We start from the raw sequence: 12608 nt of genomic DNA, 5'->3' as shown, positions 1-12608 counted from the left end.
GGCCGGCGTTTCCGACCGAACAGCAAGGAGCCGTGAAAGCCATGGGAACCTGGAGCAACTGGAACGAGCTGGAGGGCCCCATCATCTCGGCGCCCAGCGCCGCCTCCCGCGTCCCGGAGAACATGGCCGTGGTGGGACGTGGAGCGAAGAACGAGATCAGGTTCCGGTCCTGGGACGAGACGGGCGGCTGGGGCGACTGGGAGGACCTCGGCGGCAGTTCGACCTACGACCCGGCCCTCGTCGCCATCCGCTCGACCTCCTACGCCCTCTACGCGGTGGGCGGCAAGCAGATCACCTACCGCAAGGACTTCACCGAGGGCTCCGGCTGGGGCGGCTGGACCAAGACGGTCGAGAACCTCGAGGCGTGGGGCGGCCTGGCCGCCGCCCCACCCAACGACGCCGGCAACAACAGCTACAGCCCTATCGACCTGTTCACCCTCGGCGCGACCAACAACGTTCTGCAGGCGACGTATCCGGGCAGCCGCTCTTGGGGTCCCTACGCCTCGATCGTGCCACGATGCAGGCCGGATGGGCGCCGCGTCCTGGGGCACCGACCGGCTCGACCTGGTCGCCCGCGGCGCCTCCTCCATCAAGCTCTTCCACCGCGTCCAGAACGGGAACACCTGGGAGAACTGGCGTGAGATCGGCTCCCGGTTCCTGTCCGGGCCCGCCGTCTCGACCTGGGGCCCCAACCGGCTCGACGTGTTCGCCAAGAGCTGGGACCACAACCTCCTGCACCGCTTCTGTAATGGGCAGGCATGGAGCGAGTGGCTCGACCTCGGCGTCATCGGCACCGACGACGCCCCCGCGGCCGTCTCCCGCAAGAGGGGCAACATCGAACTGTTCGTCCGGGACGAGGCAACAGGATCAGCCCCCGTACCTACACCGCCGACCCCGGCGAACTCAACGGCGACGACGGCATCAGCGACCCTTCCTGACACGGCACCCGACCGGAAAGAGGCCGCACCGGCCGGGCTCGGGTGCTGACGCGGCGGCCGCGCACCGGGAACCAAATCACGGGCCGCTCTTCCGGGTGGAACACCACCCGGAAGAGCGGCCCGCGGTACGTGCGGCGCGGCCGCCTGCCCATGCGCCGGTCCGCCGCCGTGGGGGCCGCCGGCCCCGCGGGTCTCTAGTGCCGTGTCAGGCAACGTTCGCCCTGTCGACGACGGCGCGTAGGCGCCGGTCGTCGGCGTGGTGGTTTCGCCAGATGATGTAGCGGCGGATCATGCTGCCTTGTTCTTTGTGGGTGGTGTGGTCGGTGCCGTCGAGGGTGAAGTAGCGCAGGGCGGTGAACTGGGCCTCGATCCGGTTGAGCCAGGAGCTGTTGGTAGGGGTGTAGGCGATCTCGACGTTGTTCGCGGTGGCCCAGTCACCGACGCGCTGGCATCGCTTCGTCGTCAGGTGCGGGGAGAAGTTGTCGGCCACGATCGCGATCCGCACCGAGGGCGGGTAGGGAGTGCGTATGGCGAACTCCGCCGTAGCGGTTGTAGGTGGCCCGGCGCCGGTGGCGTGGTTCGCGGTCGGGGTCCTTGTGCTTGCCGCCGTGTTCGGCCCACTGCCGGACGGGGTGGGGCATGAGATTGAGCGGGCCGAATTCGTCCATGCAGAAGATGACGTCGGGCTCGCCCTGTTCGGGTATGACCTCGCCGTCGGCGATCGCGTAGAGGTGCTCGACCCGTGCCTTCTTGGCCGCGTAGTCGGGGTCGCGGGAGGTCTTCCAGGTCTTCATGCGTTGAAACGAAACGCCTTCCTCGCGGAGCAGGATGCGCAGGCCCTCGTGGCTGATGTCGTCGACCACCCCCTCGGCGACCGGGAAGTCCGCGAGCTTGGTCAGGCTCCAGGTCGAGAACGGCAGGTCGTGCTCAGCTGGCTTGGACTTCGCGATCTTCTTGATCTCACGACGCTCGGGCAATGTGAACGTCTTCGGCCGGCCTCCGGAGTACTTCGGATACAACGAGGCGAAGTCGTCAGCGTTGAAGTTGTGGATCACGTCCCGGACCCGGTCGTCGCTAGTGAACGACACCTCAGCGATCCTCGTCACCGGCATATGCCCTGCGCGGACAGCAGCACCATCTGGGCCCGCCGCCAGGTCACCACCGACCCGGTGCCCCTGCGGATGACCTGCAACAGCTTTTGGCCCTCGGCATCATCGATCTCGCGTACGCGCACTCGTTCCGCCACCCTGACAGGATGACGGCAACGTGTCGTCCAGCACAGCTTCCGGACGGTGTGTCAGAACAGGGCGAAGGTTCGCTGCTACGGCGCTGTTGGCGAATTCGGCCCACTGAGTGCGAGCGGACACCGACGCCAAGCGACTCCCCAGCTACCTCGCGTATCCCGGGCGTTGGTTCGGGCGGGGCGCTGGGGAGTCGTTGGGCGGGGAGGACCTGACCCCGCTCGGCGGCCTGTTACGGCCGGGCGTATGGCCGAGTCATGATCTCCATGTTGTGGCCGTTCGGGTCGTCGAAGTAGGCGCCGCGACCGCCGAATAGGCGATTGATCTGGCCGGGCTCGGTGTGGTTGGGGTCGGCGTAGTAGGTGACCCCGACCGTTTCCAGGCGGGTGATCATGGTGCCGAATTGCTTGTCGGGCACGAGGAACGCGTAGTGCTGTGGCTGGACCGGCTCGTCGCGCTTCTCGTAGTAGTCGAGTGTCACGCCGTTGCCCAAGTCAACGGGCAAGAACGGCCCGAAAGGGGCGCCGACCTTCAGACCCAGGATTGTGGCGACGAACTCGGCCGACAACTGCCGGTCCGTAGCGTAGACCGCGGTGTGGTTCAGCTGGACGGTAGACAGCAGTTCGGGTTCATGCTGGTGCTGCTGGGAATGTGACATGTGTGGACGTGTCTCCGAGTTGTGGGATCCGCTGTGGAGCGCCGCGTGTGGGCGCTGGGAGGGAAGACAAGGAGAAGAGGCGGGGCTCTTGCCCGCCTCGTGCTCACGCCGAGGCCGGGTGCCTCACTGGTGTATGGTCTATGGCCGACCCGGCAGTCACATGATCAACGTTACTACCTCACTGTGCGTCACGGCAATGCCAAAAATACTGTTGCCCGACGGGCGGCCTGAGTTCTACCCGGCTGGCCGGAGGGCTGCCAGGCGGGACGTCCGAGTTCGGGCTCATCGTCCTCGGGTATGACCTCGCCGTCGGCGATGGTATGGAGGTGTTCCACTCGTGCCTGCTTGGCCGCGTAGTTAGGGCCGCGGGAGGTCTCCCAGGTCTTCAGGCGCTGAAAGGGACACCTTCCTCGCGGAGCGGGATGCGCAGGCCCTCATGGCTGATGTCGTCGACCACTCCCTCGGCGACCAGGAAGTCCGCCAGCTTGGTCAGGCTCCAGGTCGCGTGGTCCGCTGGCTCACGGCTGGGCGGACCAGCGATGGACGCCAAGCGCCGGTTGCCACCGAGTCCTCTCCGCGTGAGCGGAGGTGAGCCGGCCGATGCCAAGGATCTCTATCACGCGGTGACGTCCTCTCCGCGCGAGCGGAGGTGAGCCGGACCACGGGGACAGGCCCGCACGGGACAGCTTGTCCTCTCCGCGTCCGCGGGGAGCAGCTGTTCGTCGCGCTGCTCTTGGCCCTCGTCGGCCTGGCCCTGGCCGTCGGCTTCGGCTACGCCGTCCACCGCTGCCCGGCGCTCGCTGTGCCGGTCACCGTCGCCATCGGCGCCCCCGGCTTTTACGCCGCGGTCGTGTTCGGCATCACGAGGCGACCGCCTCGTGATGGTTGGGTTGTGGCCCCAGTCCCACGGTCGGCCTGCGCCGGTTCGTAGGGCGACCCCCGCGCGTCAGTAGATGGAGAGTGGGGGCACAACGATCGATGAACCGTTGTCTCGTAGTTTTGCCTGCCACTGGGCTTCGATGTCGGGACGTAGCTGCCGAATTTGCCGCCAGCCCTCAATCGAATCAGGCAGAGCGTCTCCCCTCGACCAAGCCCCCATCAGCATGCGGGTCTCGCTCCGGGACAGGAACGCAACTTCCGGCAGGGAGTATCCGGGCACACTGTCGGACAGGGCCATGTCCACGAGGTAGCAGATTTCCGCGATGCGGAGGCGTAGCTCTTTGTCCAACAAGAACGACTGCTCGAATCCCAGGGTGGCGCATATCTTGGTGGCGCTCTCCACAGTGTCGTCGGACGGCTGGTTGAGAAGCATGATGGGATGTTCCAAGTAGGCGCCCAGGATGTTCTCGACCGCGCTGCGCTCCCGGTCTGCCTTGGCGGCCCTGCTCTCGTCTTCGATGGCTCGTCGCCGGGCCGCCTCCGCGTCCTCCAAGTACTCCTGCCGGGCCCTCTGGGCCTGGCGACGGGCGCCGATCCTTCCGATGGTGTCGCCGCTGAGGCCTATAAGCCCGCCGACGGCAACGCTGACGACAGTTCCCCACTCCATGGGCTACCTCCGTGTAGTTGAAGCGCCGCCTGGGTGTTTGACGACCGGGGCGCAGAGCTAAGACGGCCACCATCTACTTGGCCGGACTCCATGTCGCAGACATCTTCCTCTGGTCCGCATGAACTCGCTCGCCCGCGACCAAGGCCCGCTGAGCACCTGCGCGCATCCAACGGGCATCCGCAACCATGCGTCGAGCTGTCTCACGCTGCTGCAGGGCACGCGCTCTCCCCACGCAGTTCCGCTCGTGCATCTCCCACCTCCAGGCCACGCTGCCCACTTCAAGCGTTCCTACCACAGCCCCCTCGGGGCCGAGCTCGCCGGGCCGGACATGGCGACAAGAGTCTGCGTGCAGAGCCGTGGGGCATCTGTTTCGGCGGGCGGTGCCGGGGCGGGTGGTGGTACGTCCGCAGGGCGACGGCGTCGGCGGGCCGGTGATCGTGAGGTGCCGGCGCCGATCGTGTTCGCGGCGGCGACTGGCTGTTCCTGGCGGCAGTTGCCGCACGTGCTCCGTCCGGCGTGGTCGACAGTCCACCGCAGGTTCGCCCAGTGGTCGCAGCTCCGCGTGCTGGCCCGGCTGCCTCGCGTGATCCTCGATGAACCCGCTGGGTGGTCGAGCGCACCATGTCCTGACTGGCAGGCAGCGGGCGACCGTCCCGACGCTACGAACGCAAGGCCGAGCGCTTCCTCGCCTTCACCGCGATCGCCACCAGCCTGATCAACCACCGCGGACTCGCTGAGTGACAGCGGCCTCTCCTGTCTGTCCCGTACGAGCGTCGTAGGCACCGCGTGCTGCATGCACGCGGGCTGCGTTTGCCCGGGACCAGTCTGCGATGGCTGTGGTGAGTGCTTCCGCTTCGTGGCCGAGGCCGGTGAGGGCGTACTCGACCCGTGGAGGGACGGTTGGGTAGACGGTGCGGCTGATCAGGCCGTCGCGTTCGAGGTTGCGGAGCGCCTGCGTGAGGGACTTCTGGGTCACGCCTTCGACATGTCGGCGCAGTTCGGTGAAACGGAGCGGACGGTCGTTCTGGCCCAGCACGCCCAGAACGTAGAGCGACCACTTGTTCGCCAGCACACTCAAAACCGTGCGCGACGGGCAGTCCTTCGAGTAGGTGATCTTCGAGTCGGTATCCATCAGGTACCTATATATCCAGACGGTGCCTACTTCACAAACGATACGGCACCTGGGCAGGCTGGAGGTGCTGTGACGCGTTGCGGCGTGGACCACCCCTTTGATGCTGATGACGGAGGTGCCATGATTTTGGTGACTGGAGCGACGGGCAAGATCGGTACCGAGGCGGTGCGGCTCCTGAATAGCGAGCGTCTCCCCGTGAGGGCGCTGGTGCGGGATGCGGCGCGTGCGCCGCAGGACGGTAGTTGGAGTGGTGTCGAGATCGCGGTGGGCGATTTCGACCGGCCCGACACACTCGACGCGGCGATGGCCGGTGTCGACACTCTTGTCTTGATCACCCCGTCGGTCCCCGCCCAGGAGATCGCGGCCATCGACAGTGCCGTCCGCCGGGCTGTAAAGCACGTCGTCAAGATCACGAACCACAAGGCGACGGACGACTCCCCCGTCGACCGCCGCCGAGATCACGCACGCATCGAGGCTCACCTCGCAGCGAGCGGCCTGACATACACACTGCTTGCCCCGAACCTGCTCATGCAGAACCTGTTCTCCGTGGCTCCGATGATCAAGCAGACACACGGGTTCGTGATGTCTGCCGGCGACGGCCAGTTCGGCATGATCGATTCACGTGACGTGTCCGCAGCCGCGGTGGCCGTCGCAGCCGACCCCGCGGGCCGTGAGGGGCGCACCTACTTGCTGACCGGGCCTGAACTTGTCACCTACGCCGACGTCGCCGCCGAGCTGACCCGCGCCCTGGGCGAGGAGATCGAGTACCGCCGACTCACGCCCGACCAGCATCGCGAGGTCATGGTCCGAGCTGGGCTTCCCGGGCCGGTCGCCGCCTCCAACGCCCAGGTCTTCGGACTGATCGCTGAAGGAGATGCCGCGTGGCTGTCCGATGACGTCACCACCCTCACCGGACGTAATCCCCGTAGCCTGCGAACCTTCATCACGGATCACGTAACGGCGTTCAAGTACATCATTGACGTGTGACCCGGCGGGCAGTCATGACGCGTTCCATGTGCCGCCCGTTTCGCCCCGATACGGGTAGTCGAACAGGACCCGCACGGCGATCACACAGGCCCGGGTGAGGTCGGCGCCGGAGGCGCCGGAGGTGTGGCGACCCTCCCCGGACAGGTCGTCACATGCCCCGCCTCATGCCGTGGGTCACTGGCGAACGCCGTCCCGGTGCCGCCTCGCGGCGATCCGTCCGCAAGACGCCGACCGGCGGCTCCCGTGCAGTCCGCGGAAGACTCCGTAGCCGAGTCGAACGGCTTCGGGCCGGCTCTGCCGCAGCGATGGCCAAGCGCAGCAGCCGCGGACAGCTCCGAACGATGGTCGGTCGCAGCGGCTGACCTCGGCATGCCGGTCATCACTCACCACGGAGCCCTGCTTCACCCATGCTCGGGAGAGCCCGCATACCGGCCATGCTCCTGTCGCCGGGCGAGTTCGGCTTGGCGAAGGCTGCGGAGCAACTCCGGGGCCGTCCATCTGTGCAGCGCGGCCTGGATCGTCGAGCGGAACGCGGCGTCGGCCGTGGTGGCGTCGAGGGCCCCGGCCAGTTCGAGAGCCACGAGCCCATGCAGGGTTCCCCGGATCGACAGGGCGATCGGCGTTGCGTCGCCGGCGAGGACGGATGAGACCACCTGGCCGCCGTCCCGCCGCAGGGCCTCGGCGCGCTGCGGGCACTCGGTGAGGAACGGCAGGAGGCACGCGCGACGGGCTCGGCCTGGACCGGACGCCGCTGTCCTGCGGCGGCGGATACTGGGGGCACAGCGGCGACGGATTCGGATACCTGGTGTGGCCCGCCACGACTGCGGACGGCAGGACCACCGTCACGGGCTCCTTGCACAGCCGGCCGGGGGAGGAAAGCAGCGCCGCGCGGCAGCTCCAGGACGTCACAGCCCTCTTCGATCGTGCACTGTGTGCCGGCCGCCGTTCTTCCGACGCTCACGTGGACAGCCGGCCACGGTGAACGTCAGTCGTGACACCGCACCCGCACAGCGTGCCCCGGCCCGCCGCCGGAGCCGAACCGCCGCACTCCGGCCGGGCCCCCCGACACGACCGCACGTGCGAAGGCAGCCGGATCACCTGAAGCAGCGGCCCACTGCAACCAGCACCAGGTGGTCGGGTGGCTGCGGCGCCACCGGGTGCTGCTGCCGGGCGTCTCGGTGCTGGCCAAGCAGGTCGCCGCGGTGCGCAAGGTCGCGCAGACGCGGCTGCACGCCACGGTGGCCAACGCGGCTCGGCGGGCGGACGGCGCGCTGCCTGGGGAGCTGGTGGCGCTGCTGGAGGTGCCGGAGGGCCGGCGGGTGTCGGAGCTGGAGCGGCTGCGCCGGCCGCCGACGCGCACGACCGGCACCAGCATGGCCAAGGCGCTGGAGCGGGTGGAGGAGATCTCCGCGTTCCGGCTGGGCCGGGTGAAGGTGGACAAGGTGCCGCCGAACCGGCTGGCGACGCTGGCCCGGGTTGGGCTGGGGTCGAAGGCGCCGATCCTTCAGCGCACCCCGGAGCCGAAGCGCACCGCGCTGCTGGCCTCGGTGGTGCGGCACCTGGAGGCGTCCGCGATCGACGACGCGCTGGACGTGTTCGTGCTGCTGATGCAGATCAAGCTGCTGAACGCGGCGAAGCGGGGCCACGGACAAGGACTGGCTGGCCTCCCGGCCCGGGCTGGCGAAGGCGTCGCGCACCGTGCGGGCGGCGTACCGGCTGTGGAGCGGGCAGCGGGACCTGGTCGCCGAGGCGGGCGCCGACCTGGACGCGGCGGTGATGTACCGGGCCCTGGAAGAGGAGGTGGGTCCGCGCGCGGAGGTCGAGGCCGCCGCGAGGCTGCTGGACGAGTTGCTGCCACCGGGCGACGACGAGGCCGAGGCGGAGATGCGCCGTGCGCTGGCCGGCCGCTACAACACGGTGCGCCCGTTCCTGTCGCTGCTCGGGGAGTCGAGCGCGCTCGGTGCGGCTTCCGGCGGGCGGCGGGTGCTGGAGGCGGTCAAGCGGCTGCCGGCGCTGGCCCGGCGCAAGGTGAAGGCCAAGCCGCTGCTGCCGCGCGAGATCGACCAGAAGCCGGTACCGCCGGCGTGGAAGAAGGCGGTCTTCTCCAACCCCGAGCTGCCGCAGGGGGCGGTGGACCGCGACGCCTACGTGGTGTGCGTGCTGGAGCAGCTCTACAAGGCGCTCGGGCGCCGGGACGTGTTCGCCTCCCTGTCCGTCCGCTGGCCCAACCCGCGGGCGCGGCTGCTGGACGGGCCGCAGTGGGAGGCGGTGCAGGCCGACGTGCTGCACGGCCTGAGCCTGGATCAGCCGGTGGCCGAGCACCTGGCCGAGCGGGTCGGCGCGCTGGACGCGGCCTGGCGGCTGATGGCCGAGCGGCTGGAGGAGGCCGGGCAGGACGCGAAGCTGTCCTTCGAGGTGCAGCGAACGGCCGGTTGAGGCTGAACGTGGACCGGCTCGGCGCACTCGGGGAGTCGAAGTCGCTGTGGTGGCTGCGCCGGACCACCGCGGCGATGCTGCCGCGGACCGAGCTGCCGGACCTGCTGTTCGAGGTGAACTCCTGGACCGGTTTCCTGGCCGCCTTCGTGCACCTGGACGGCGGCCGGCCCCGGATGGAGCGGGCGAAGACCTCGCTGGTGGCGCTGCTGGTCGCCGAGGCGTGCAACATCGGCTACACCCCGGTCATCGACGCGGACGACGAAGCGCTGACGAGGGCCCGGCTGGCGCACGTGGACCAGCACCACCTGCGGGCCGACACGATCGCCGCCGCGAACGCCGCGCTGATCACCGCCCAGGGCCGGGTGCCGATCTTCGCGCACTGGGGCGAGGGCCTGCTCGCCTCGGTGGACGGGCTGCGGTTCGTGGTGCCGAAGCGCACGATCAGCGCCGGGCCGTCGCCGCAGTACTACCACTTCAAGCTCGGGATCACCTGATTGAACGCGGTGAACGACCAGGTCGCCGGGATCGGGCAGATGGTGGTGCCCGGCACCCCGCGCGACTCGCTGTTCATCCTGGACACCCTGCTGAACCTGGACGCCAGCGCCCGCCCGGAGATGGTGGCCACCGACAACGCGTCCTACTCCGACATGGTTTTCGGGCTGTTCTCGATGCAGGGCCACAATTTCTCGCCGCGCTTTCGGGACCTGGCCGACCAGCGGTTCTGGCGGGCTGAGCTGCCTGGGGTGGCCACCAGTGATTACGGGCCGCTGGAGCCGCTGGCCCGCAACCGGGTCAACCTCGCCAAGGTAGTCACCCACTGGCCCGACATGCTGCGGGTGGCCGGCTCCCTGGCGACCGGTCAGGTCCGTGCCTACGACCTGCTGCGGATGTTCGGCCGCGAGGGTCGCCCCACCCCGCTGGGCACCGCATTCGCCGAGTACGGGCGGATCGCCAAGACGCTGCACCTGCTGCGGATGGTCGACCCGGTGGACGACACCTACCGGCGGCAGATGAACCGACAGCTCACCGTCCAGGAGTCCCGGCACAAGCTCGCCCGGGACATCTGCCACGGCAAGCGCGGGCAGATCATGCAGGCGTACAGGTCGGGGCAGGAGGACCAGCTTGGCGCGCTCGGCCTGGTGCTGAACGCCGCGGTGCTGTGGACCACCCGCTACCTGGACGCCGCCGTCGGGCAGCAGCGGGCCCTGCCCGCCGACCAGCGCGAGCACGACGTCCTGGACGAGGACGTCGCCCGGCTCTCCCCACTCAAGCACGCCAACCTGCATGTCCTGGGCCGCTACAGCTTCCGCGGCTCTGGCCCGGCCGGCGGAGCGCTGCGGCCCCTGCGCGACCCGGCGGAGGCCAAGGGGGAGGAGGACGGCGAGGACGAGTAGTCGCAGCGGTCCGCGACAACCGGACGGCGGCAGAGGTCCACTCGGCGCTCGACAGTGACCAGCATGCACTCGCCGCGCTCCGCATGCGTGTCGCGGCGTCGGCGTCACCCGGATGCCGAGCGTTCCGGCCTCACCTCGGCGCAGTCGGCTGCCGAGGAGGCTGAGGCGGCCGATGATGCCGTACTTGCGGGCGATGAGCTGCCGATAGCGGGCCGTGGTGGCGGCGTCGCAGGTCTCGGCGGTGGCGGAAACCTGGTCGCCCGTCAAAGTGCCGCGCAGATCGCAGGGGCCGACGAGGGCATCGGCGCGGGCCCGGATCCGCTTGATCTTCCAGGAGTCCGCGGCCGTCCAGACGCCGAGCGCGTCGCCGTCACGCACCACCCAGACGGGGGTGGCGACCGGGGTGCCGTTCCTGCGGTAGCTGATGACCAGCAGACACTTGCCCGTACCGAGCCGGTCCAGTGAGGCGTCGTCCATGCCCGCAGTCACAGGTTGTTCGCGTAGAAGCTGATGAGTCGTTCGACAGCGGCGTCGACGTATGCGGGTTCGTCGTACATCTCGTAGTGGCCGGCGCCGTCGATCACCATGAGGTCGACGGGGTTGGGGGCCAGCTTCCACAGCTGCATGCCCATGTCGTAGGAGCCGGTGTTGCCGATGCGTCCGGCGAGGATGACCTGCAGTGGCTGGGTCATGAGCTGATCGGCCAGGTGGAACGCGTCGTAGCCCAGCAGGAGGGAGTCGCTGCGCAGGAGGCGCCGGTTCGTGGAGTGTTCGTTGCCGCCGCGCTCGGTGCGGTAGTAGGTGACGGCCTGAGTGGTGTCGATGTCGGTCAGGCCCGCTGACGCGGCGTCCTCAAGAGTGTCGGGCAGCCAGTTCACGCGGGTCGTCTCGCCGGAGCGGGCCTCTTCGGTCCGTGCGTCCGCGAGGGCGTCGAGTGCTGCGGCCGGACCGTCGGGGGAGAAGCTGCGGAACGCGGCGCCGATGTTGACGGGGACGACCGTGCCGACCGCCTTGATGCGGTGGTCCGTGCGGGCGGTGTGCACGGCGTAGCCCCCGCCGGCGCAGATGCCGAGGACGCCGATGCGCTGCGGATCGATGCCGGGGATCGTCGCGAGCGCGTCGATGGCGTAGGAGATGTCCTCACCGCGGCGGTAGGGGTCTTCGAGGTCGCGGGGCTCGCCCTCGCTCTGGCCCTGATGGGCGGGGTCGAGGACGAGCGCCGCGATGCCGCGGGCGGCGAGACGGGAGGCGTAGTTGGTACCGATCTGCTCCTTCACGCTGCTGCCCGGGGTGGCGAGCACCACGGCGCGCAGCGGTGCGCTGCTGTCGGCGTTGTCGGGCAGGTGGAGGTCCGCAGCGAGGTTGATGGGACCGCGCGGGATCGTGAGGTGTTGAAGCACGCCTGGCTTCCTTCGTGGGATTGTTGTTCCACAGGAGTCCAGTACAAGGTGATATCTTGTACGATCTGGAACTAATACGAAACTGTACCACATGGATGGAGGATCGTAATGTCAGTCGACGGGGCGCAGCTGTGGACGCTGAACCAGCGGCTGCTGGGCGTCGTGATGGATGCCTGCACACGGGAGCTGGCCGAGCTCGGGTTGGAGACGAAGGAGTTCTTCGTCCTGGCCGAGGTGGAGACATCGCCGTACCCGGCCGAGATCGCGACAGCGCTGCTGCTGCCCAAAGCGAGCGTGACGGTCTACGTTCGCAACCTCGTCACCAAGGGCTTTGTCCGCCGCGAGATCGACGAGGCAGACTTGCGGCGCCATCGGCTCGTACTCACCGCTGAGGGCACGCAAGCACGCGATCGAGCACTTGCAGCCCTCGCGGCGGAGTACGACCGCAGGCTGGCGAGGGTCACCCCCCAGGACCGCGTTGAGCTGCAACGCATCCTCAAAGCGATGCTCGCCTCGCCCGCGTCAGGCAGTATGCGCGAGTGATTCGTCTGTCCGATGCTCTGCTGCTGCGATGCGCTTGTCCCAGTCGGCCCTGACCACGGCTGCGGCGGTCGCAGGATCCTTGCCCACCAGTCGCGCCTGGCCGTGCCAGGTGCACTGGCATTCCGCGCGCACATGCTGAGGCTCACCGGGATGGTTCGGGAACGTCACGAGCCCCGTTTCCTGCCAGGAGTCCCACTGCTGCCAACGGTGCCAGTTCCAGCCCCGACCGCCGGTGACTGGCCTCGCCAAGCCCCCGGGCGAGTCCCTCACGGATGCGCTGGCCGCCTCGCTCGTCATCCCGCATTGCGGCGCTCTGCGCTTCATCGACGGACT

Annotated in this window: 9 protein-coding genes and 4 pseudogenes; 6 read left to right on the top strand and 7 right to left on the bottom strand. The window is 68.8% G+C overall.

The annotated features are described in order from the left end of the window. The first annotated feature begins 41 nt into the window (after positions 1-41). Both IG64_RS02425 and IG64_RS40995 read left to right on the top strand, forming a co-directional pair. Positions 42-641 (top strand): hypothetical protein, encoded by a 600-nt coding sequence (locus IG64_RS02425; RefSeq protein ID WP_037851394.1) that lies wholly within the window; start codon positions 42-44, stop codon positions 639-641. Then, a complete protein-coding gene (locus tag IG64_RS40995) occupies positions 529-987 on the top strand; it encodes a hypothetical protein (protein ID WP_158771452.1) in 459 nt (152 codons plus the stop codon). Before IG64_RS02425 ends, IG64_RS40995 begins: the two co-directional genes overlap by 113 nt. A 156-nt stretch (positions 988-1143) precedes the next feature. Here IG64_RS40995 and IG64_RS43025 read toward each other — a convergent pair. From IG64_RS43025 to IG64_RS02400, 4 genes and pseudogenes are all read right to left on the bottom strand, one after another. After that, positions 1144-2184, bottom strand: a pseudogene (locus tag IG64_RS43025) (helix-turn-helix domain-containing protein). 227 nt (positions 2185-2411) lie between these two features. Continuing rightward, positions 2412-2837: a VOC family protein gene (locus IG64_RS02415; RefSeq protein WP_037851392.1), complete on the bottom strand. Its 426-nt coding sequence runs from the start codon at positions 2835-2837 to the stop codon at positions 2412-2414. 272 nt (positions 2838-3109) lie between these two features. After that, positions 3110-3342 (bottom strand): annotated as a pseudogene (locus IG64_RS43020) (IS630 family transposase); the annotation flags it as partial. A gap of 441 nt (positions 3343-3783) precedes the next feature. After that, positions 3784-4383 (bottom strand): hypothetical protein, encoded by a 600-nt coding sequence (locus IG64_RS02400; protein ID WP_037851388.1) that lies wholly within the window; start codon positions 4381-4383, stop codon positions 3784-3786. Between the two features lie 118 nt (positions 4384-4501). Between IG64_RS02400 and IG64_RS43185 the strand changes: the two genes are divergently transcribed. Then, the gene (locus IG64_RS43185) at positions 4502-5098 is read left to right on the top strand and encodes a transposase (RefSeq protein WP_078883736.1); all 597 of its coding nucleotides are present in this window, start codon (positions 4502-4504) and stop codon (positions 5096-5098) included. Here IG64_RS43185 and IG64_RS38220 read toward each other — a convergent pair whose 3' ends face one another. Next, positions 5099-5515, bottom strand: a complete 417-nt coding sequence (locus IG64_RS38220; RefSeq protein ID WP_078883735.1) for a winged helix-turn-helix transcriptional regulator — start codon at positions 5513-5515, stop codon at positions 5099-5101. 120 nt (positions 5516-5635) lie between these two features. On the opposite strand from IG64_RS38220, the gene IG64_RS02395 reads away from it, so the two are divergent. Next, positions 5636-6502, top strand: a complete 867-nt coding sequence (locus tag IG64_RS02395) for an SDR family oxidoreductase (RefSeq protein ID WP_037851386.1) — start codon at positions 5636-5638, stop codon at positions 6500-6502. 1133 nt (positions 6503-7635) lie between these two features. Continuing rightward, positions 7636-10332: pseudogene (locus IG64_RS43180) on the top strand (Tn3 family transposase); the annotation flags it as partial. Positions 10333-10434: 102 nt separating this feature from the next. Here the strand turns inward: IG64_RS43180 and IG64_RS38210 are convergent. After that, positions 10435-10809, bottom strand: a pseudogene (locus IG64_RS38210) (PPOX class F420-dependent oxidoreductase); the annotation flags it as partial. An 8-nt stretch (positions 10810-10817) separates the two neighbouring features. Continuing rightward, entirely contained in the window at positions 10818-11732 is a 915-nt protein-coding gene (locus tag IG64_RS02375; RefSeq protein ID WP_037851382.1) for an alpha/beta hydrolase, read from the bottom strand. 108 nt (positions 11733-11840) lie between these two features. Between IG64_RS02375 and IG64_RS02370 the strand changes: the two genes are divergently transcribed. Continuing rightward, positions 11841-12275 carry a MarR family winged helix-turn-helix transcriptional regulator gene (locus IG64_RS02370; RefSeq protein WP_037851380.1) on the top strand — a complete coding sequence of 145 codons (435 nt, stop codon included), beginning with the start codon at positions 11841-11843 and terminating at the stop codon, positions 12273-12275. Positions 12276-12608 lie beyond the last annotated feature (333 nt).

The organism is Streptomyces sp. NRRL S-340, assembly GCF_000720185.1.
Lineage (GTDB): Bacteria > Actinomycetota > Actinomycetes > Streptomycetales > Streptomycetaceae > Streptomyces.
This window is presented reverse-complemented; position numbering and strand designations above follow the sequence as displayed.